Source organism: Streptomyces sp. CA-111067, assembly GCF_050956065.1.
In the GTDB taxonomy this organism is placed as follows: domain Bacteria; phylum Actinomycetota; class Actinomycetes; order Streptomycetales; family Streptomycetaceae; genus Actinacidiphila.
Map to the genome: position 1 here is coordinate 2,697,234 of NZ_CP192103.1, position 20,884 is coordinate 2,718,117.

The window sequence follows — 20,884 nt, forward strand, 5'->3', positions numbered from 1 at the left end:
ACGTTAACGCTCGCTAACATCCCGGGGGGCCGAACCATGGCAGCACCCGCCCTGTCCAGCGCCGCAGATCCGGCGTCGGAGGCGTACCGCGCCAACGCAGAGGCACACACCGCGCTCAGCGCGGAACTGCGCGACAGACTCGCGGCCGCGCGGCTCGGCGGCGGCGAGAAGGCCCGCGCCCGCCACACCGCGCGCGGAAAGCTGCTGCCCAGGGACCGGGTGGACGGCCTGCTCGACCCAGGCTCCCCCTTTCTGGAGCTGGCCCCGCTGGCCGCCGACGGGATGTACGACGGGCAGGCACCCGCCGCGGGGGTGATCGCCGGGATCGGCCGGGTGGCGGGCCGCGAGGTGGTGGTGGTCGCCAACGACGCCACCGTCAAGGGCGGCACCTACTACCCGATGACGGTGAAGAAGCACCTGCGCGCCCAGGAGGTCGCCCTCGACAACCGGCTGCCGTGCGTCTACCTGGTGGATTCCGGCGGCGCCTTCCTGCCCCGGCAGGACGAGGTCTTCCCCGACCGCGAGCACTTCGGCCGGATCTTCTACAACCAGGCCACCATGTCCGCCCGCGGCATCCCGCAGATCGCCGCCGTGCTCGGCTCCTGCACGGCCGGCGGCGCCTACGTCCCGGCGATGAGCGACGAGGCGGTGATCGTACGGAACCAGGGCACGATCTTCCTCGGCGGCCCGCCGCTGGTGAAGGCCGCCACCGGCGAGGTCGTCACCGCTGAGGAACTGGGCGGCGGCGAGCTGCACTCCAGGGTCTCCGGGGTCACCGACCACCTCGCCGAGGACGATCCGCACGCGCTGAGCATCGTCCGCGACATCGTGGCCACCCTGCCCGCCCGCGGCGCCCCGCCGTGGACGGTGCGGCCGGCCGAGCCGCCCGCGGTCGACCCGGCGGGGCTGTACGGGGCGGTGCCCGCCGACTCCCGCACGCCCTATGACGTCCGCGAGGTGATCGCCCGGCTGGTCGACGGCAGTCGGTTCGCGGAGTTCAAGAAGGAGTACGGCACCACCCTGGTCACCGGCTTCGCCCATGTGCAGGGCCATCCGGTCGGCATCGTGGCCAACAACGGCATCCTGTTCGGCGAATCAGCCCTCAAGGGCGCGCACTTCATCGAGCTCTGCGACCAGCGCGGCATCCCGCTGCTCTTCCTCCAGAACATCTCCGGGTTCATGGTGGGCCGGCAGTACGAGGCCGGCGGCATCGCCAAGCACGGCGCCAAGATGGTGACGGCGGTGGCCTGCGCCCGGGTGCCCAAGCTCACCGTGGTGATCGGCGGCTCCTACGGTGCCGGCAACTACTCGATGTGCGGCCGGGCCTACAGCCCGCGCTTCCTGTGGATGTGGCCCAACGCCAAGATCTCGGTGATGGGCGGCGAGCAGGCCGCCTCGGTGCTGGCCACCGTCAAGCGCGACCAGCTCGCCGCGGCCGGGGAGAAGTGGAGCGAGGAGGCCGAGGAGGAGTTCAAGGCCCCGGTCCGCGAGCAGTACGAGACCCAGGGCAACGCCTACTACGCCACCGCCCGGCTGTGGGACGACGGCGTGATCGACCCGCTGGAGACCCGCACCGTGCTGGGCCTGGCCCTCACCGCCTGCGCCAACGCCCCGCTGCCCGCCGCCGATCCCGCCGCGCCCGGCTACGGCGTCTTCCGGATGTGAGACCGCGATGACCGTGAACAACCCCGACCCCCACCCCGCGCACTCGCCGAACACCCCGGCGTACGAGCCCATGTTCGACACCGTGCTGGTCGCCAACCGCGGCGAGATCGCCGTCCGGGTGCTGCGCACCCTGCGCGAGCTGGGAGTGCGCTCCGCGGCGGTCTTCACCGAGGCCGACTGCGACGCCCGGCATGTCAGGGAGGCGGACACCGCCGTCCTGGTGGGCAGTTACCTCTCCGCGCAGGAGCTGGTGCGGGCCGCGGGCGTGGCCGGCGCCCGCGCGGTGCACCCCGGCTACGGCTTCCTGGCGGAGAACGCCGGCTTCGCCAGGGCCTGCGCCGAGGCCGGGCTGACCTTCATCGGACCGCCGGCCGACGCCATCGAGCTGATGGGCGACAAGATCCGCGCCAAGGAGGCGGTCCGGGCGGCCGGGGTGCCGGTGGTGCCCGGCAGCACCGGCAGCGCGCTGACCGACGCCGAACTCGCCGCCGCCGCGGCGGAGATCGGCCTGCCGGTGCTGCTGAAGCCCTCGGCGGGCGGCGGCGGCAAGGGCATGCGGCTGGTGCGGGACGCGGACCTGCTGGCCGAGGAGATCGCCGCGGCCCGCCGGGAGGCCCGCGGGTCCTTCGGCGACGACACCCTGCTGGTGGAGCGGTGGATCGACCGGCCGCGGCACATCGAGATCCAGGTGCTGGCCGACGGCCACGGCAACGTGCTGCACCTGGGAGAGCGCGAGTGCTCGCTGCAGCGGCGGCACCAGAAGGTGATCGAGGAGGCGCCCTCGGTGCTGCTCGACCCGGCGACCAGGGCGGCGATGGGCGAGGCCGCCGTCCAGGCCGCGCGCGCCTGCGGCTACACCGGGGCGGGGACGGTGGAGTTCATCGTGCCGGGCGCCGACCCCGGCGTGTACTTCTTCATGGAGATGAACACCCGGCTCCAGGTGGAGCACCCGGTCACCGAACTGGTCACCGGCCTCGACCTGGTGGCCTGGCAGCTGCGCGTGGCCCGCGGCGAGCCGCTGGACCTCACCCAGCAGGACATCACCCTGACCGGCCATGCCATCGAGGCCAGGATCTGTGCGGAGACCGCTCGGGCCGCCGACGGCCGGGTGGACTTCCTGCCGTCCGCCGGCACCGTGCTGGCCCTGCGCGAACCGGCCGGCCCCGGGGTGCGGGTGGACTCCGGGCTGGCGCAGGACACCGAGGTGGGCACCGCCTACGACCCGCTGCTGGCGAAGGTGATCGCGCACGGTCCTGACCGGGCCACCGCGCTGCGCCGGCTGCGCGCGGCCCTCGCCGGCACCGTGATCCTCGGCCTCGACACCAACACCGGCTTCCTGCGCCGGCTGCTGGACCACCCCGATGTGGTGGCCGGCGATCTGGACACCGGACTGATCGACCGGGACGCGGCGGCGCTGCTGCCGCCCGGGGTGCCGGACGAGGTCTACGAGGCAGCGGCGCTGCTGCGGCAGGCCGCGCTCGCGGCGGCACCCGACCCGGCCGGCTGGACCGACCCGTTCTCGGTGCCGAGCGGCTGGCGGCTGGGCGGCGAACCCGCCTGGACCGTGCACCACTTCCGGGTGCCGGGCCACCAGCCGGTCACCGTCCGGGTGGCCGGCGGCCGGGTGCGGGTCGGCGACGCGCCTCCGGTCGACGCCAGGCTCGTGCTGGACGGTTCGCGGGCGCTGCTGCACCGCGGGGGCACGGTGCTGGCCTTCGAGCACGCCGGCCAGTGGCTGGGACGGGACGGCGACAGCTGGTGGGTGCGGCCGTACGACCCGGTGGCGGAGGCGCTGCGCGGCGGGGCGGCCGGCGCCGGCGGCGGCGCGCTGTCCGCGCCGATGCCCGGCACGGTCACCGTGGTCAAGGTCGCCAAGGGCGACGAGGTCGTCGCGGGCCAGAGCCTGCTGGTGGTGGAGGCGATGAAGATGGAACACGTGATCACCGCGCCGCACGACGGGACGGTCACCGAGATCGACGTCGGCGCCGGCACCACCGTGGCGATGGACCAGGTGCTGGCCGTCGTCACCCCGGCCGAAGCAGGAGCCCCGGCCCCGGCCCCGGACCCGGCCCTGGCGGCCGGCGGCCCGGGGAAGCCGAAGGAGGAGGAGGCGTCATGACCGCGACGACACCGGAAGGCGGCGCCGACGGCCTGCCGCCGGGCCTGCCGATGCCCGTCACCCTGCCGGGGCTGCCGGAGCGGGTGCGGATCCACGAGGTCGGCGCGCGGGACGGACTGCAGAACGAGAAGGCCACCGTGCCGACCGCGGTCAAGGCCGAGTTCGTGCACCGGCTCGCCGACGCCGGGCTGACCACCATCGAGGCGACCAGCTTCGTGCACCCCAAGTGGGTGCCCCAACTGGCCGACGCCGCCGAGCTGATGCCGCTGCTCGCCGATCTGGACGGCCGGCAGCCCGCCGTCCGGCTGCCGGTGCTCGTACCGAACGAGAAGGGCCTGGACCTGGCGCTCGGCCTCGGGGTGCGGGAGGTCGCGGTGTTCGGCAGCGCCACCGAGTCCTTCGCCCGGGCCAACCTCAACCGCACGGTGGACGAGTCGCTGGCCATGTTCGAGCCGGTGGTGGCGCGGGCCCGGGCGGCCGGGGTGCGGGTGCGCGGATACCTGTCGATGTGCTTCGGCGACCCCTGGGAGGGCCCGGTGCCGATCGGCCAGGTCGCCGCCGCGGCCCGCCGGCTGTACGAGCTGGGCTGCACCGAGCTGAGCCTCGGCGACACCATCGGGGTGGCCACCCCCGGCCAGGTGGTGGCGCTGCTGGACGAGCTGACCGGCGGCGGCATCCCCGTCGACCGGCTCGCCGTGCACTTCCACGACACCTACGGCCAGGCGCTGTCCAACACCCTCGCCGCCCTCCAGCGCGGGGTCGGCATCGTCGACGCCTCGGCCGGCGGCCTCGGCGGCTGCCCGTACGCCAAGAGCGCCACCGGCAACCTCGCCACCGAAGACCTCGTCTGGATGCTGCACGGACTCGGCATACACACCGGGATCGACCTCGACCGCCTCAGCGCCACCAGCGTCTGGATGGCGGAGCAGCTGGGACGGCCCAGCCCGTCCCGTACCGTCCGCGCCCTGACTCACCAGGAGCTGTAGCCATGCCGATCGACCATCGCCTTCCCACCGAGTACGAGGAACTGCGCAGCACGGTCGCCCAGTTCGCCCAGGACGTGATCGCGCCGAAGATCGGCGAGTTCTACGAGCAGGAGGAGTTCCCGTACGAGATCGTGCGGGAGATGGGACAGATGGGCCTGTTCGGGCTGCCCTTCCCCGAGGAGTACGGCGGCATGGGCGGCGACTACTTCGCGCTGTGCCTGGCCCTGGAGGAACTGGCCCGGGTGGACTCCTCGGTGGCGATCACCCTGGAGGCCGGGGTGTCGCTCGGCGCCATGCCGGTGTTCCGGTTCGGCACCGAGGAGCAGAAGCGCACCTGGCTGCCGAAGCTCTGCTCCGGCGAGATGCTCGGCGCGTTCGGGCTGACCGAGCCGGAGTGCGGCTCCGACGCCGGCGGCACCCGCACCACCGCCCGGCTGGACGAGGCGACCGGCGAGTGGGTGATCAACGGCACCAAGTGCTTCATCACCAACTCGGGCACCGACATCACCGGCCTGGTCACAGTGACCGCGGTGACCGGCCGCAAGGAGGACGGCCGGCCGCGGATCTCCTCGATCATCGTGCCGTCCGGGACCCCCGGTTTCACGGTGTCGAAGAAGTACAGCAAGGTCGGATGGAACGCGTCGGACACCCGGGAGCTGTCGTTCGCCGACTGCCGGGTGCCGGCCGCGAACCTGCTCGGCGAGGAGGGCCGCGGCTACGCCCAGTTCCTGCGGATCCTGGACGAGGGGCGGATCGCGATCGCCGCGCTGTCCACCGGGCTGGCCCAGGGCTGCGTGGACCAATCGGTGTCCTACGCGCAGAGCAGGCAGGCGTTCGGCCGGCCGATCGGCGCGAACCAGTCGATCCAGTTCAAGATCGCCGACATGGAGATGCGCACCCACACCGCCCGGGTCACCTGGCGGGACGCGGCCTCGCGACTGGTGCACGGCGAGCGCTTCAAGAAGGAGGCGGCGCTGGCGAAGCTCTACTCGTCGGAGATCGCGGTGACCAACGCCCGGGAGGCCACCCAGATCCACGGCGGGTACGGCTTCATGAACGAGTACCCGGTGGCCCGGATGTGGCGCGACTCCAAGATCCTGGAGATCGGCGAGGGCACCAGCGAGGTGCAGCGGATGCTGATCGCACGGGAGTTGGGGCTGACCGGCTAGGGCCGGCAACGGGGGTGGCAAAAGGGCGCGCCGGCGGCCCTCAGGCAGCCGGCGCGCCCCCTCACACCGTGTGTCGGGCCACCGGTGGTCAGGCCGCGGGCCAGGGCACCTGCGGCGAGCGGTAGTAGGTGATGCCGAGCGCGTCCCAGCGCGGTCCCTGGGTGGCCAGCCGCACCTTGTAGGCGTTCCAGTCGTGGCTGGCGGCCGGCGACCAGCCGAGTTCGGCGATCCCGGGCAGCCGCGGGAAGGCCATGTACTCGAGGTCGGACGAGGTTTTCAGCGTCTCCGTCCACAGCGGCGCCTCGACGCCGAAGACCGCGGAGGCCGGCACACCGGGCACATAGGTGTCGGGATTCCAGTCGTAGGAGTCCTTGACCTCGACGTATCCGGCCCAGTTCTGGCCGAGCGGGGTGTCGGCGTCGTACTTCATGTCCAGGTAGGAGCGGTTCGCGGGGGACATGATCACCTTGGTGCCGGCCCGCGCCGCCGCGCCGACGTACGCCTCGCTGCCGTCGGTGCCCCAGTACTGGGCGATCGTGCCCGCTGCCGGGTGCGCCTGGTCGATCTGGTGCCAGCCGATCACCGTCTTGCCGGCGGCGTTGACGATCGGCTGCACCCGGTCCACGAACGTCACGTAGTCGGCCATGCTGGTGGACTTCGCCTCGTCGCCGCCGATGTGCAGATACGGGCCCGGGGTGAGCGCGGCCAGCTCGCGGGTCACGTCCGTCACGAACTGGTAGGTGATGTCCTTGGACACGCACAGCGAGCTGAAGCCGACCTCGGTGCCGGTGTAGAGCGGCGGGGCGGTGCCGTCGCAGTTGAGCTGGGCGTACGAGGCCAGGGCGGCGTTGGTGTGGCCGGGCATGTCGATCTCGGGCACGACGGTGAGGAAGTGGTCGGTCGCGTAGCGGACGATCGCGCGGTAGTCGTCCTTGGAGTACGAGCCGCCGGGGCCGCCGCCCACTTCGGTGCTGCCGCCGTAGGTGGTCAGCCGCGGCCAGGAGTCCATGGCGATCCGCCAGCCCTGGTCGTCGGTCAGGTGCAGATGCAGCGTGTTGAACTTGTACATGGACAGCTCGTCGATGTACCGCTCGACCTGCGGCACGGTGAAGAAGTGCCGGGAGACGTCGAGCATCGCGCTGCGGTAGTCGTAGCGCGGCACGTCCCGGATGTCGGTGCTCGGCACGGTCCAGGCGGCCGGGTGCTTCGCCGAGGCCGAGGCCGAGCCCTCCGTCGAGCCCTTCGCCGGGGCCGCGTGCGCCCCGCCGCCGTCGATCGCGGCGGGCAGCAGCTGCCGCAGCGTCTGCACGCCGTGGAACAGCCCGGCGGAGGTGCGCGCGCTGATCACCACGGAGTGGGACGTCGTCCGCAGCCGGTATCCCTCCTGGCCGAGGCCCCGGTCGGTGTCGCCCAGCGCGAGCACGATGCCGGTCGCGGCGCTGCCGTTCGCGGCGGCCGTTCCCCCGCCGCCCCGGGAGGCGACCACCGGCAGCCGGTAGCCGGTCGAGGGGCGCAGCAGCGCGGCCGCGTAGTCGCCGACCTGCCGGGCCTGCGCCGAGCCGCCGGCCACCGCTATCCGGGTGCCGGGCGCGAGCTTGAACGCTCCCCCGCCCGGCCGCACGGACGCGGGCACCGGCACCACCCGTGAGGTGACGGCCGCGACGGCCGGATCGGCCCGTGGGCCGGCCGACGCCGACGAGGCGGTGGGCACGCCGGCGGCGGTGGCCCCGGCGGCCAGCGCCAGGGCGCACACCAGCTTCCCGGCGAGCGGCATCCACCGGGGTACGTGCCAGACCTCTCGCGCCACTCGCGTTCCACGGACAGCAGGCACACCTTGGGCAACTCGTCGTCGGGTCACGACCCGATGAGTACCGCCGCCCCCGCGCCGGGTCAAGGAGTACGCCGTCAATCGGTCGTCCGTAGCCCGCACTCACCCGTTCGGACGTACCTAACGCGGCAATCCTGCCCGATATCGGGCAGGATTCTTGCAAAGGCAAGATGATCACATCAGTATCGACGAGTGCTCGAACGCCGGACGTCCTACGAAGACCTGATCGACCACCTGGTGCGCACCACGTCACTGCACCGCGGCGAGGCCACCCGGGTCGTGCTGGACGTGCTGGCGTACTTCGACGAGACGACCGAGGAGTACGTCCGCCGCAGACACCGCGAGCTACAGGCGAAAGGGCTGGTCAACACGGACATCTTCCAGCAGATCGCGGAGGAGCTGCCGCACCGCGCGGTGGCACCGGCCGCGCTCTCCCAGCGCCAGCTGCGCCGCATCGTCTACGGCTGACACCACCGGCAAGACAGCACCGGCAACAGCACCCACCGGAACATCACTCGACCGAGAGGTACGGCACATGTGCGGAATCGTCGGCTACATCGGAAGGCGCGACGTCGCGCCGCTGCTGCTCGAAGGCTTGCAGCGGCTCGAGTACCGGGGCTACGACTCGGCCGGCGTCGTCATCACCGGCAAGTCCGGCGAGCTGAAGACCGTCAAGGCCAAGGGACGCGTGCGCGACCTTGAGGCCCGGATCCCCAAGCGGTTCGCCGGTACCACCGGCATCGCGCACACCCGCTGGGCCACCCACGGCGCGCCCAGCGACGCCAACGCGCACCCGCACCTGGACGGCGACAACAAGGTCGCGGTCGTCCACAACGGGATCATCGACAACGCCTCCGAGCTGCGCGCACGCCTGATGGCCGAAGGCGTCACCTTCGCCTCCGAGACCGACACCGAAGTGCTGGCGCACCTCATCGGCCGCTCGCAGGCCGAGACCCTGGAGCAGCGGGTCAGCGAGGCGCTGCGCGCGGTCGAGGGCACCTACGGCGTCGCCGTGCTGCACCAGGACTTCCCCGACCGGATCGTGGTGGCGCGCAACGGCTCACCCGTGGTGCTCGGCATCGGCGAGAAGGAGATGTTCGTCGCCTCCGACGTCGCCGCGCTGGTCGCGCACACCCGGCAGGTCGTCACCCTGGGGGACGGCGAGATGGCCACCCTCAAGGCCGACGACTTCCGTACCTACACCACCGAGGGGTCCAGGACCACCGCCACCCCGACGACCGTGGAGTGGGAGGCCGAGTCGTACGACATGGGCGGCCATGACACGTACATGCACAAGGAGATCTTCGAGCAGGCGGAGGCCGTGGACCGGGTGCTGCGCGGCCGGATCGACGACCGGTTCGCCACCGTGCACCTGGGCGGGCTGAATCTGGACCCGCGGGACGCCAGGAGCGTACGCCGGATCAAGATCCTGGGCTGCGGCACCAGCTACCACGCCGGCCAGATCGGCGCCCAGCTGATCGAGGAGCTGGCCCGGATCCCCGCCGACGTGGAGCCGGCGTCGGAATTCCGCTACCGCAACCCCGTGGTGGACCCCGACACCCTCTACGTCGCCGTGTCGCAGTCCGGTGAGACGTACGACGTGCTCGCCGCCGTCCAGGAGCTCAAGCGCAAGGGCGCGCGGGTGCTCGGCGTGGTGAACGTGGTCGGCTCCGCGATCGCCCGCGAGGCCGACGGCGGCACCTACGTGCACGCCGGGCCCGAGGTGTGCGTGGTGTCCACCAAGTGCTTCACCAACACGGTGGTGGCCTTCGCGCTGCTCGCCCTGCACCTGGGCCGGATCCGCGACCTGTCGGTGGCCGACGGCAAGCGGATCATCGAGGGGCTGCGCCGGCTGCCCGGCCAGATCGACGAGATCCTCAAGGGCGAGCCGGAGATCAAGCAGCTGGCCAAGCACTACGCGGACGCGCGCTCGATGCTGTTCATCGGGCGGGTGCGCGGCTACCCGGTGGCCCGCGAGGCGTCGCTGAAGCTCAAGGAGGTCAGCTACATCCACGCGGAGGCGTACCCGGCCTCGGAGCTCAAGCACGGGCCGCTGGCGCTGATCGAGCCCGCGATGCCGACGGTGGCGATCGTGCCGGACGACGACCTGCTGGAGAAGAACCGGGCCGCGCTGGAGGAGATCAAGGCGCGCAGCGGGCGGATCCTGGCCGTCGCGCACCAGGAGCAGGAGAAGGCCGACGACACCATCATCGTGCCGAAGAACGAGGACGAGCTCGATCCGATCCTGATGGGCATCCCGCTGCAGCTTTTCGCCTACCACACGGCGCTGGCGCTCGGCCGGGACATCGACAAGCCGCGTAACCTGGCGAAGTCCGTGACCGTCGAGTAGCCGAGGCCGGCTGCCCGCAGGTCGCGCAAACAGCGAAGGCCCCCGCCAGCCCGGCGGGGGTCTTCGTATGTCCCACGAGCACCGCTCGTGAAGGCCGTGCGTGAAGGCCGTGCGGGAAGGCCGTGCGGGAAGGCGGTGCACGAGGCCCGCGCGTAAGGACCGGCCGCCCGGCGCACGCCCCTTTCTGCAATCCCACCCGTAAGGGCCACCAATTCTGGCGCACGCCCATTACCTGACCGGCTCCCGGATCGACCGGATCCGGTACCGCCGAGGAAGGGACCCGCTTTACGGGATCACGACGACCGGCCGCTGCGCCCGCCGCGCCAGCCGCCCCGCCACCGAGCCGAAGATCCGGCCGACCAGGCCGTGCGTGCCGCCGACCACGATCGCGTCGGCCTCGTACTCCCGGCCGACCTCCTCCAGCTCATGGCAGATGTCGCCGCCGCGCTCGACCAGCACCCAGGAAAGCTCCGCCAAGTGGTCGGCGCAGGCCAGCTCCAGGCCGAGCACCTCGGTGCGGTGGTCGGGGACGTCGACGAAGACCGGAGGCTCGCAGCCGGCCCACACGGTGGCCGGCAGCCGGTTGGCCACATGCACGATGATCAGCGCCGAATGGCTTCTGCGGGCCATTCCGATGGCGTACGACAGCGCACGCTCGCTGGAAACGGAACCGTCGAAGCCGACCACGACGCCGTGCCGGAAAGCCGGATCACACGCGTGGCGCAGCTCGGGGGCCCGCTCGGGCAGTGCCGCCGACTCGGCAAGCGGCCTGCGGTCGGCGGGCTCGGGAATCTCATGACCGGCCATGATGCGGATTCTCGGCGAGGGCGGCGCTGGCGCGCCGAGCAACGGACAGGACGGTGCCGGTGGGTCGGGTCGTCGGATCAGCCGGTTTCGGCCAGTTCGCCACTTCCCGTCCCACTCTCTCCAGGGTACGGCCGCGAAGACCGCCTGCACAGCCTTGGCGGGCGCTTCACAGGGTTCTGTGTACGGACTCCCGTACCCGGGGTTCCCAGGAGAATGCCGGAGAGGGGCCGGTTGTGCAACGCCATCGCGCCAACCGGCTGCACGGCGCGGCGCAACGGCGCATGACGGGGGCGCACCGATTTCACCGCCCCGGGCAGGACGGCCCGCGGTTCAGCCCCGGTTCAGCCGCGGTCAAGCCGCTCGCCAGGCAACCGTCATGCGCCCGTCAGGCACGCTCCAGAGCCGTGTCGTACGACCTGCCCCGGCCCCCGGAGGGCGCACGGAGGGCCGCACGCGTGCGCCCTCGCACACCTTGTACGCGCACTTGCCTCCTGAACGACGATTTTCAGCCAACTTGCCGCTCCGGCAGGCCTGTTGCCGCTCTCGCCCGCTAACACCTCTGTCACCTGCGGTTCTACGATGCCCGATGGCGCGGAAGACACTTTCCGGGACCGCTGGGGCGAGAGGCGTACTTCCCAGCGGGCTTCTTGAGTGAAACGCTTCGTGATCGAATGCTTTACGCCACGTTGTCTTGTCGACTTAGCGTCAGATGGTGAACTTGTCACTAACGCCCCACCTGACACAGTAGATTTGATCATGGGTGGCCTCGCGGGGGAGAACGTGCAGACCGAGGGGACGACGCGTCGATTCGAGGGGGGCTTGAGCTCCATGAGCCAGGAGTCCGGTTCCGGTACGTTGACGGAGATTCCGTCGCAGGCACAATCGGCATCGCCTCGCGCCATTCGCAAGCTCACCGCACGCCGCCGACCGGAAGTCGTCGCGGTGCTGCTCTTCAGCGGCGGGCCGATTTTCGAGAGTTCCATACCGCTGTCCGTCTTCGGCATAGACCGGCAGGACGCGGGCGTGCCCCGCTACCGGCTGCTGGTGTGCGCCGGCGAGGACGGCCCGCTGCGCACCACCGGCGGTCTCGAACTCACCGCCCCGTACGGCCTGGAGGCGCTGTCGCGGGCCGGCACGGTGGTGGTGCCCGCCTGGCGCAGCATCTCGCAGGCGCCGCCGCCCGAAGCGCTCGACGCGATCCGCCGCGCCCACAGCGAGGGCGCCCGGATCATCGGGCTGTGCACGGGCGCGTTCGTACTGGCCGCGGCCGGCCTGCTGGACGGCCGGCCCGCCACCACGCACTGGATGTACGCGCCCACGCTGGCCAAGCGGTATCCCTCGGTACACGTCGATCCCCGGGAGCTGTTCGTGGACGACGGCGACGTGCTGACCTCGGCGGGCACCGCGGCCGGGATCGACCTGTGCCTGCACGTGGTGCGCACCGACCACGGCGGCGAGGCCGCGGCGGCGCTGGCCCGCAGACTCGTCGTACCGCCGCGGCGGGCCGACTGGCAGACCGGGCAGCGCCACCTCGACCGGTCTTTACCTGAGGAGATCGGCGCCGACCCGCTGGCCGAGGTCGTCGCCTGGGCGCTGGAGCATTTGCACGAGCAGTTCGACGTGGAGGCGCTGGCCGGGCGCGCCTACATGAGCCGGCGCACGTTCGACCGCCGGTTCAGGTCGCTGACCGGGAGCGCGCCGCTTCAGTGGCTGATCACCCAGCGGGTGCTCCAGGCGCAGCGGCTGCTGGAGACGTCCGACTACTCGGTGGACGAGGTCGCGGGCCGCTGCGGCTTCCGGTCGCCGGTCGCGCTGCGCGGCCACTTCCGCCGCCAGCTGGGCTCCTCGCCGGCGTCCTACCGGGCCGCGTACCGGGCCCGCAGGCCGCAGGACGAGCCGGAGCGCGAACGGGAGCGGGAGCGGGACCACCGCGAGCGGGACCGGGAGCGCGAGCACCGGGAGCGGCTGACGCCCGCCTCCACCGCGGAGATGCCGGCGCTGCGCCGCGGCCCGGTGTCGCAGATCCTGACGGCGCCGGGCAAGCCGGAGTCGGACACGTACGCCAGCCGGGTGCCGGAGCAGTCCGGCCGCGCCGAGCCGGCCGACGGGCCGCCGCGGAGCAGGATCCGTACGGTGCGCGGGGTCGGCGCGGTGGCGCCCGGACCGCGGGACCGTCCGGTGGGCCCGTAGGGTGAGGCGTATGAACGACCGGATGGTGTGGATCGACTGTGAGATGACCGGGCTGTCGCTGGCGCATGACGCGCTGGTGGAGGTGGCGGCGCTGGTCACCGACTCCGAGCTGAACATCCTCGGCGAGGGGGTGGACATCGTGATCCGCCCGCCCGCCGAGGCGCTGGAGTCGATGCCGGAGATCGTCCGCGACATGCACACCGCCTCCGGGCTGCTCACCGAGCTGGACGGCGGGGTGTCGCTGGCCGAGGCGGAGAAGCTGGTGCTCGACTACGTGCGCGAGCAGGTCGCGGAGCCGCGGAAGGCGCCGCTGTGCGGGAACTCGGTCTCCACCGACCGGGGCTTCCTCGCGCGTGACATGCCCGCGCTCGAGCAGCACCTGCACTACCGGATCGTGGACGTCTCGTCGATCAAGGAGCTGGCCCGCCGCTGGTACCCGCGGGCCTACTTCAACAGCCCGGAGAAGAACGGCAACCACCGCGCGCTGGCCGACATCCGCGAGTCGATCGCGGAGCTGCGCTACTACCGCGAGGCGGTCTTCGTCCCCCAGCCCGGCCCCGACACGGACACCGCCCGCGCCCTGGCCGCCAAACACGTCCTCCCCGCCGACCCCTCCCACCAGCCCCAGGCGACCCCCCGCACCCCCGCGGAATAAGCGGGTACGACCACCCCCCGCCACCCTGTACACTTTTTCACGCGGCGCCCGACGAGTCCGGTAACCGCCGCACATGGTGGGTGTAGCTCAGCTGGTAGAGCACCTGGTTGTGGTCCAGGATGCCGCGGGTTCGAGTCCCGTCACTCACCCTCACAAAGAGGCCGCCGCCCCGCGAAAGCGGGCCGGCGGCCTCTTGCGTCGCGCCCGAGCGAAGCGGTCGGGCCCGAAAACGGCTGTGCACCTGCCGGCGGCGTGCCGGCAGGTGCACAGACGGCGGGTCCTGGCCTGCCCGGCGTCTGGGGGTTACGCCGGGCTGGGCAGTTGTACGGGCAGTGCCGTGACCCTAGTGGTGGTCGATCAGCCGCACGGCGAGTGTCCAGAGCGCGCGGGCGCTCAGGGCGATGCCCAACCGTTTGGCTAACTCCTGGATCGGTCTCCTTCGACTGCGAGCACTCTCCTTCTCCACCATTCATCACCTCATCTCTTTTCTCACATGGGCCGGGTCACTGGGTATCCAGCGACCCCCAGCCGCCGAATCGCCCTACGGGACCCGGCCCAGCCCACTGATGAGATGAGGCGCTTCCAGCGTTCCACTCCCGCCGCGAATCCACCAGGGCGCACGGGTCGCGAAGCCGGCGCACAGCCGCGGCCCGCGCACGCCCCGAGCGTCCGCGCCGGCTTCGGGTTCGTGTCCGGGTTCGTGTCCGGGTTCGCGTCCGGGTTCAGCACGGCGTAGGGGGCAAGCAGGCCGGCCCGGCGGGGGGGCTCAGGTGCACATGCCGGTGGTTGTGGTGTGGAGGAGGGATTCTGTCGCCGCGGCCAACTCGGCAGGGGCCAGGTCGTGGAGGGGGCCGTCGATCACCAGTTGGGCCAGGCCGTGGACGGCGGACCAGGCGGTGATCTCGGCGCCGGGGCGGCGGCTGGGGGGCATGCGGCCGGTGGTGACCAGGTCGTCGAGGACCGCGGCGAGGAGCGCGTAGGACGGGTAGTCCTCCTTGCCGGCGTGGCCGGCGGGGTCGGAGGCGGGGGCCGGCGGGTTGTGGCAGAAGGCCGTACGGAACAGGCCGGGTTCGGCGAACGCGAAGCGCAGGTAGCCGCGGCCGACCGCCTTGGCGCGTGACATGGCGACCTCGCCGGGATCGCCGGTGTCCGGGCACTCGTCGACCGCCGCCCGCATGGACACCGCCAACTCCTCCTGGCCGAGGTCCTTGACCGCCTGAAGCAGTTCGCCCTGGCCCGCGAAGTGCCGGTACGCGGCGGTCGGCGACACGCCGACCCGCCGGGCGGCCTCGCGCAGCACGACGGCCTCCGGGCCGCCGGCCGAGGCCAGCTCGGTGGCCGCGCGCAGCAGCGCGTTCCGCAGGTCGCCGTGGTGGTACGCGGACCTGCCGGGCTCCGCGGAGCCGTCGCCTTTGATGCTCTCCATGCCTCTATGTTCCTCCATCGCGCCGCCCCATGTTGACGCCGTTAACTTCTCGGTGCAACAGTGGATGTTAACGCCGTGCACATTGCAATCGCACAGCACAACGGAGGGGTACCACCATGTTCGGCACGATCCTGCGACTCGCCCTGAACAGAACGAGACTGGTGCTGACCGTCGGCGCCGTCGTCGTGGTCGCCATGGCGGCACTCGGCTTCGGCGCGTTCGGCAAGCTCCAGGGCGGCGGGTTCAACGACCCGGCCTCACCGTCCAGCCGCGCGTCCACCCTGATCGACCGGGACTTCGGCGGCGAGTCCGACCTCGTCTTCCTGGTGTCCCCCGACGACCACGACCCCGGCTCGGCCGCCTCCACCCGCGCCGGCGACCAGCTCACCGCCGAGCTCAGGCACGAGCCCGACCTCGGCAACCTCGTCTCGTACTGGGACGCCCCCTCCCCCGCCCTGGCCTCCAAGGACGGCACCAGGGCCCTGGTGCTCGCGCACGTCAAGGGCGACGACAGCCAGAGCGCGGACCGCGCCAAGACGCTGATCGACCGCTACACCGGCCACCCGGGCCCGCTCACCGTCGAGGCCGGCGGCGCCGCGGCCGTCAACGACGACGTCACCTCGCAGGTCACCATGGACCTCGCGCTCGCCGAGTCGATCGCCGTCCCGATCACCCTGATCCTGCTGGTGCTGGCCTTCGGCAGCCTGGTCGCCGCGCTGGTGCCGCTGGTCATCGGGGTCATCGCGGTGCTCGGCACCTTCGCCGAGCTGTTCGTGCTCGGCAGCCTGACGAACGTCTCGGTGTTCGCGGTCAACATCACCACCGCCCTGGGCCTCGGCCTGGGCATCGACTACGCGCTGCTGCTGGTGAACCGGTTCCGCGAGCAACTGGCCGCGGGCGAACCGGTACCGGACGCGCTGCGCCGCACCGTACGCACCGCGGGCCGGACCATCGCCTTCTCCGCCGGGACGGTCGCGGCGGCGCTGGCCGCGCTGCTGGTCTTCCCGCAGTACTTCCTGCGCTCGTTCGCCTACGCCGGCATCGGCGTGGTGCTGATCGCCGCCCTCGCCGCGCTGATCGTCGTACCGGCGCTGCTGGCCGCGCTCGGGCACCGGGTGAACGCCGGGCGGCTGCCCTGGTCCGGCTCGGTCCGCCGGTCCGACGCGCCGCTGTGGGGGCGGCTGGCGACCGCCGTCATGCGGCGGCCCGCGCTGACCGCGCTGCCGGCCGCGGCCGTCCTGCTCGCCCTGGCCGCGCCGCTGCTCGGGGTCACCTTCGGCAGCCCGGACGAGCGGGTGCTGCCGGGCAGCGCGGAGAGCCGCTCGGTCGCGCAGACCCTGGACCGGGACTTCGCCGGCGACGACAGCTCGGCGATCCAGGTCGTCACCACCGGCACGGCGGGCACCACCGGCACAGCGGGCACCACCGGCGCGGCGGGTCCCGCCGGCCTCGGCGGATACGCCGCCGACCTCTCCCGCCTCCCCGGCGTCCAGCGCGTCGAGTCGAGCACCGGCAGCTACGCCGACGGCGCCCGCACCGGCGGCCCTTCCCCCGCCCTCGCCGCGCCGGGTGGCACCCAGCGCCTCACCGTCACCAAGGACGCCGGCCTCTCCCCGTCCGACGCGCAGTCGCTGGTCCGCTCGGTACGGGCCACCGCCGTACCGGCCGGCAGCACCGCGCTGGTCGGCGGCCCCGACGCCGAACTCGTGGACGCCAAGCACTCGATCGGCAGCCGGCTGCCGCTGGCGGTCGGCCTGGTCGCCGTCACCACCTTCGTCCTGCTGTTCCTGTTCACCGGCAGCGTCGTCCAGCCGCTGCGGGCGCTGGTGCTGAACACTCTCAGCCTGTGCGCGGCGATCGGCACGATGGTGTGGATCTTCCAGGACGGACACCTGTCCGGACTGCTCGGCTTCACCCCGATGCCGATGGACACCTCGATGACGGTGCTGATGTTCTGCGTCGCCTTCGGCCTCTCGATGGACTACGAGGTCTTCGTCACCAGCCGGATCAAGGAGCTGCACGACGCCGGCGCCGACAACGCGACGGCCGTCAGCGGCGGGCTGTCCCGCACCGGGCGGCTGGTCACCATGGCCGCGGTGCTGCTCTCGGTCGGCTTCTTCGCCTTCGGCACCGCCAAGGTCAGCTTCATCCAGATGTTCGGCCTCGGCAGCGGCCTGGCGATCCTGCTCGACGCGGTCGCCGTCCGCGGCATCCTCGTCCCGGCCGCGATGCGGCTGCTCGGCAACGCCGCCTGGTACGCGCCCGAGCCGCTGCGCCGGCTGTACCGCAGGGCCGGCCTCAGCGACGCCGAGACAGACGACCCGGGCACCGGGGCGGGCTCCGGCGACCCGACGGGCGCCCGCGACACCGCGAGCGTCTAGCCGGGCCGGGCCCGCGTCAACACCGTTGGCCCGCACCCCTGTTGAGCAAGAACCCGCGTCGACACCGGCGCCTCGCGCCCCGTTAGCCAGGAGTCCGCGTCGACACCGGCGGCCCGTCCCCCCCGTTGAGAGGGAACGGGCCGCCGGCCTGCCGCCCCGGGGGCCGCGGCGGGCCGGCCGCTGTCAGGCCGACCGGATCATCTCCCGCCGCGGCCAGGCATCCCGGGAGTCCCGGGGCCCGCAGGACGGGCCCCGGGCGGTCATTCGTCGAAGAGCAGCGCGTACGAGCCCATCGCCAGCGCGATGTCGGCCTGCGCCCAGAAGCGGTGGTACGTGAACGAGGGCGCGGCGCCGCCGTTCAGGTAGTCCGCGACCTTCGACCAGTTCGGGTCGTTCTTGTAGAAGGAACGCAGCTCCAGGAACGTGGAGCTGGAATTGATCTTGTCGCCGTTCGGCATGGTCCCGGAGAAGCTCGACGGCACGTAGACCGGGTCGTCGAACCGGGAGAAGTCCGTCCTGGTCTCCGGCACCGCGATGCCCAGGGCGTCCTGGTTGTTGTTCCACATGCCGTCGAGCAGCGCCTTGGCGGTGGTCTTCGCCGCCGTGTCACCGGACTTCGCGCCGTAGTAGGCCAGCGTCTTGGCGAGCGCCGCGGCCACCCCGAGGTCGTTGCCGTAGGCCGTCACGGTGACGTGCAGGCCGGTGTTGGCACCGGGGCTGGTGGCGTTCCAGGTGTCGGGAGCGCCGGTCCAGGCCAGGTCGGACGGGATCTTGAAGGTGCCGTCCGGGTTGACGGTGGTCTGCGAGATCGCCCAGCTCGCCCACTTGGCCAGGATCGCCTTCGCCTTGGCGTCGCCGGTCTGCTGGTAGTACTCCGCGACCCGCTCCATCGACCATGCCTGCATGCCGAACCACTGGTTGGACGGCGGGTCGTGGTAGACCGGCGCCGGGTCGTACGCCATCCCGTAGAAGGTCGGCGTGCCGGCCGGCGGCTGTGCGTAGGCGCCGTCCCAACTGTTGGTGGCACCACCGGCGATGCCGCCCTCGTCGGACTGGAGCCACTGGTAGAACTCCAGTTGCCGGCTCAGGCTGGTGGTCCAGTCGGACTTGCCGGTGGCCGACTTGGGGGCCATCGCCGGGTCGGTGGTCAACGCGTAGGCCGCCAGCGGGTTCTGGTAGCCGAAGTGCGCGGCACCGTCACCGATCCGCCAGGACCAGCCGCCGCCGGTGTCGCTGGAGCCGCCCCAGGCGTAGTACCAGGACAGCAGGTAGTGCTCGCTGTCCTTGCCGGTGCCGGCCGGGCAGGACGGGCTGGTGCAGTTGCCGATCTTCTTGAAGTACTTGTCGAAGAACGAGTACCGCAGGTAGTCGCCCATCTTCCCGGCCTTGCCCACGGTGGTCGCCACATCGGCGCCCTTGCCCTGCGCCTTGGCCCAGGTGTCGGCCCAGTAGGCCGCCTGGATCGCGCGCGCGTCGGCGTCCGGAGCGTCGGTGTACTTCCACTGCTTGGCGTAGTTGGAGTCGCCGGTGAACAGGTCCAGATACCCGTTCTTGCCGCCGTACTTGAAGGCGTCGCAGGTCGGCTGCGGCACCGTCTCCCACACCGACTCCTGCGCGCCGCGCTGGAAGGTGTTGATGTACGACGGGCCGTCCGCCGCCGGGCCGGCCTCGCAGCCGCCGCCGGGGGTGTCGCCGTACCCGTAGATGTTGTCGACGTCCTCCAGCCAGTGCATGCCGTAGATGTCGGAGGTGCCGTACGCCGACTTCAGCTCGCCGGCGATCGGGTCCTTGCCGACCGACACGCTGGTGTCGAGCTGCGAGGGGTAGTCCGAGGGCAGCGGGTGCTCGGGGGCGTACGTGGCGGGCTTGCTGGGATCGTAGAAGCTGTTGGTGGGCTGGTCGGCGGCGGTGGGGATCATGTACTTCTCCATCGTCGCCCAGGCCCCGTTGAACTTGCTCCAGTCCTGGGTGATCCGGCCGTACATCGCCTGCAGCCAGATCAGGTACGAGTACGCCTCCGAGGTGGTCTCGTGGCCGTAGTCCGGCGCCTCCACGATCAGCGTCTCCACCGAGTGGTAGGGGATGCCCTCCGGGGAGAAGTAGCCGTTGGCCGGGTCGGTGATCTTGCCGTAGAGGTCGAGGAACCGGGTGTCGTAGGTGCCGGTGGTGCCGGCCACCTCGGTGACCGTCACATCGGCCTTGAGGAAGCCGGGCGCGGTCGCGGTGAAGGTCGCCGCTCCGGTGCCGGTGGCCGCGGCGGCCACGGTGACGGTCTGCGCGGTGCTCCAGTTGGCCGGGGTGAAGGTCAGGCTGCCGCCGGACGTGACCGACAGCGAGGTGTTGCCCGCCGAACGGGCCACTGTGACAGCCACGTTGGCGCTCGGCGCCCCGGACAGCTTGACGCCGAAGGTGCCGGTGCCGCCCTGGGTGACGGACACCTGCGAGGCGGTGGCGACGAGCGAGGGCCCGGCGGTGACGTGCAGGCCGACCGGGGTCGACTCGGCGGACGCGCCGAGGCTGTCGTACGCCTTGGCGTAGACCGAGTAGTCACCGGCGGCCACGGCCGCCCAGTTGAAGGTGTACGGCGAGCTGGTGTCGGTGCCGAGCAGGGTGGTGTCGCTGTAGAACTCCACCTTGCTCACGGTCGCCGAGTCGGCGGCGACCGCGGTCGCGGCCAGCGGGACGGTCGCGCCCGCGGTGTAAGTGGCCCCGGCGGCTGGGCTGGTGAGCACTGCCAGCGGCGGCTGGTGCGCGCCCCCGCAGACGGTACCGTTCACGGTGAAAACGGTCGGGGCCGCGTTGGTGCCGCTGTAGTTGAAGTTGGCGCTGGTGGTCACGCCCGCGTTCGGCGCGATTGTCTTGTTCCAGTCGAGCGACTTGACCGTGACGGTCTTGCCGGTCTGCGTCCAGGTGCCGTTCCAGCCGCTCTGCAGCGTCTGGTTGCCGGCGTAGGCGTAGCTCAGCGTCCAGCCGCTGACGGCGGCGGTGCCGCGGTTGGTGATGGTGGCGTTGGCGGTGAAGCCCGAACCCCAGTCGTTGGCCGAGTAGTCGACGCTGCACTGGAGCGTGTCGGCGTGGGCGACGGTGCCGCCGCCTGCCGCGGTCATGGCGAGCGGGATGGCGAGCGCGGCGGTGAACGCCGTCACCAGGGTACGGATCCGGCGCCGGACGCGGTGCCTGATCCGCCGCCGGACCTGCCGGTCCTGCGGCCGGTCCTGCCGGTCGAACGGTCTTCCTCTGGGCATGCGAGAGGCCCTCCTCGCGGTTCGTGATGTGGGGGGAATGTGCTGAACCAGTGGGAGCGCTCC

Annotated in this window: 13 protein-coding genes and 1 tRNA gene; 10 read left to right on the plus strand and 4 right to left on the minus strand. The window is 71.9% G+C overall.

Features of this window, described 5'->3' with window-relative positions; genetic code table 11:
* The first annotated feature begins 36 nt into the window (after positions 1 to 36).
* From ACQPW6_RS11680 to ACQPW6_RS11695, 4 genes are all read left to right on the plus strand, one after another.
* Entirely contained in the window at positions 37 to 1,665 is a 1,629-nt protein-coding gene (locus ACQPW6_RS11680) for a carboxyl transferase domain-containing protein (RefSeq protein ID WP_433889514.1), read from the plus strand.
* Between the two features lie 70 nt (positions 1,666 to 1,735).
* Positions 1,736 to 3,784, plus strand: coding sequence for an acetyl/propionyl/methylcrotonyl-CoA carboxylase subunit alpha (locus tag ACQPW6_RS11685; RefSeq protein ID WP_433894506.1), 2,049 nt, complete (start codon positions 1,736 to 1,738; stop codon positions 3,782 to 3,784).
* Complete coding sequence (locus ACQPW6_RS11690) at positions 3,781 to 4,770, plus strand: hydroxymethylglutaryl-CoA lyase (protein WP_433889515.1); 990 nt, start codon at positions 3,781 to 3,783, stop codon at positions 4,768 to 4,770. Before ACQPW6_RS11685 ends, ACQPW6_RS11690 begins: the two co-directional genes overlap by 4 nt.
* Before the next feature lie 2 nt (positions 4,771 to 4,772).
* Positions 4,773 to 5,939, plus strand: coding sequence for an acyl-CoA dehydrogenase family protein (locus tag ACQPW6_RS11695; RefSeq protein ID WP_433889516.1), 1,167 nt, complete (start codon positions 4,773 to 4,775; stop codon positions 5,937 to 5,939).
* 88 nt (positions 5,940 to 6,027) lie between these two features.
* Here ACQPW6_RS11695 and ACQPW6_RS11700 read toward each other — a convergent pair whose 3' ends face one another.
* Positions 6,028 to 7,713, minus strand: coding sequence for a beta-N-acetylhexosaminidase (locus tag ACQPW6_RS11700; protein ID WP_433894507.1), 1,686 nt, complete (start codon positions 7,711 to 7,713; stop codon positions 6,028 to 6,030).
* Between the two features lie 246 nt (positions 7,714 to 7,959).
* On the opposite strand from ACQPW6_RS11700, the gene ACQPW6_RS11705 reads away from it, so the two are divergent.
* Positions 7,960 to 8,235, plus strand: a complete 276-nt coding sequence (locus ACQPW6_RS11705) for a hypothetical protein (protein ID WP_433889517.1) — start codon at positions 7,960 to 7,962, stop codon at positions 8,233 to 8,235.
* Positions 8,236 to 8,302: 67 nt separating this feature from the next.
* Positions 8,303 to 10,117, plus strand: coding sequence for a glutamine--fructose-6-phosphate transaminase (isomerizing) (gene glmS, locus ACQPW6_RS11710; RefSeq protein ID WP_433889518.1), 1,815 nt, complete (start codon positions 8,303 to 8,305; stop codon positions 10,115 to 10,117).
* Positions 10,118 to 10,402: 285 nt separating this feature from the next.
* On the opposite strand, the gene ACQPW6_RS11715 is transcribed toward glmS, so the two are convergent.
* Positions 10,403 to 10,924 (minus strand): universal stress protein, encoded by a 522-nt coding sequence (locus ACQPW6_RS11715; protein WP_433889519.1) that lies wholly within the window; start codon positions 10,922 to 10,924, stop codon positions 10,403 to 10,405.
* Between the two features lie 828 nt (positions 10,925 to 11,752).
* Here ACQPW6_RS11715 and ACQPW6_RS11720 point away from each other — a divergent pair.
* The 3 genes from ACQPW6_RS11720 to ACQPW6_RS11730 all read left to right on the plus strand — a co-directional run bounded on the left by ACQPW6_RS11720 (position 11,753) and on the right by ACQPW6_RS11730 (position 13,918).
* Complete coding sequence (locus ACQPW6_RS11720) at positions 11,753 to 13,114, plus strand: GlxA family transcriptional regulator (protein WP_433889520.1); 1,362 nt, start codon at positions 11,753 to 11,755, stop codon at positions 13,112 to 13,114.
* Positions 13,115 to 13,124: 10 nt separating this feature from the next.
* Positions 13,125 to 13,769, plus strand: a complete 645-nt coding sequence (orn, locus tag ACQPW6_RS11725; protein WP_433889521.1) for an oligoribonuclease — start codon at positions 13,125 to 13,127, stop codon at positions 13,767 to 13,769.
* A 76-nt stretch (positions 13,770 to 13,845) separates the two neighbouring features.
* Positions 13,846 to 13,918 (plus strand) — tRNA-His (locus ACQPW6_RS11730).
* Between the two features lie 617 nt (positions 13,919 to 14,535).
* On the opposite strand, the gene ACQPW6_RS11735 is transcribed toward ACQPW6_RS11730, so the two are convergent.
* Positions 14,536 to 15,195 carry a TetR/AcrR family transcriptional regulator gene (locus ACQPW6_RS11735; RefSeq protein ID WP_433889522.1) on the minus strand — a complete coding sequence of 220 codons (660 nt, stop codon included), beginning with the start codon at positions 15,193 to 15,195 and terminating at the stop codon, positions 14,536 to 14,538.
* A 116-nt stretch (positions 15,196 to 15,311) separates the two neighbouring features.
* On the opposite strand from ACQPW6_RS11735, the gene ACQPW6_RS11740 reads away from it, so the two are divergent.
* A complete protein-coding gene (locus ACQPW6_RS11740) occupies positions 15,312 to 17,576 on the plus strand; it encodes an MMPL family transporter (protein ID WP_433889523.1) in 2,265 nt (754 codons plus the stop codon).
* 260 nt (positions 17,577 to 17,836) lie between these two features.
* On the opposite strand, the gene ACQPW6_RS11745 is transcribed toward ACQPW6_RS11740, so the two are convergent.
* Positions 17,837 to 20,683 (minus strand): glycoside hydrolase family 48 protein, encoded by a 2,847-nt coding sequence (locus ACQPW6_RS11745; RefSeq protein WP_433894508.1) that lies wholly within the window; start codon positions 20,681 to 20,683, stop codon positions 17,837 to 17,839.
* Positions 20,684 to 20,884 lie beyond the last annotated feature (201 nt).

Excerpts from the sequence above, each read along its gene's own strand:
- ACQPW6_RS11745 (WP_433894508.1), bottom strand. The coding sequence starts at position 20,683 with ATGACCGCGGCAGGCGGCGGCACCGTCGCCCACGCCGACACGCTCCAG.
- ACQPW6_RS11735 (WP_433889522.1), bottom strand. The coding sequence starts at position 15,195 with ATGGAGAGCATCAAAGGCGACGGCTCCGCGGAGCCCGGCAGGTCCGCG.
- ACQPW6_RS11700 (WP_433894507.1), bottom strand. The coding sequence starts at position 7,713 with ATGCCGCTCGCCGGGAAGCTGGTGTGCGCCCTGGCGCTGGCCGCCGGG.
- ACQPW6_RS11695 (WP_433889516.1), top strand. The coding sequence starts at position 4,773 with ATGCCGATCGACCATCGCCTTCCCACCGAGTACGAGGAACTGCGCAGC.
- ACQPW6_RS11715 (WP_433889519.1), bottom strand. The coding sequence starts at position 10,924 with ATGGCCGGTCATGAGATTCCCGAGCCCGCCGACCGCAGGCCGCTTGCC.
- ACQPW6_RS11685 (WP_433894506.1), top strand. The coding sequence starts at position 1,736 with ATGTTCGACACCGTGCTGGTCGCCAACCGCGGCGAGATCGCCGTCCGG.
- ACQPW6_RS11680 (WP_433889514.1), top strand. The coding sequence starts at position 37 with ATGGCAGCACCCGCCCTGTCCAGCGCCGCAGATCCGGCGTCGGAGGCG.
- glmS (WP_433889518.1), top strand. The coding sequence starts at position 8,303 with ATGTGCGGAATCGTCGGCTACATCGGAAGGCGCGACGTCGCGCCGCTG.
- ACQPW6_RS11720 (WP_433889520.1), top strand. The coding sequence starts at position 11,753 with ATGAGCCAGGAGTCCGGTTCCGGTACGTTGACGGAGATTCCGTCGCAG.
- ACQPW6_RS11740 (WP_433889523.1), top strand. The coding sequence starts at position 15,312 with ATGTTCGGCACGATCCTGCGACTCGCCCTGAACAGAACGAGACTGGTG.
- orn (WP_433889521.1), top strand. The coding sequence starts at position 13,125 with ATGAACGACCGGATGGTGTGGATCGACTGTGAGATGACCGGGCTGTCG.
- ACQPW6_RS11690 (WP_433889515.1), top strand. The coding sequence starts at position 3,781 with ATGACCGCGACGACACCGGAAGGCGGCGCCGACGGCCTGCCGCCGGGC.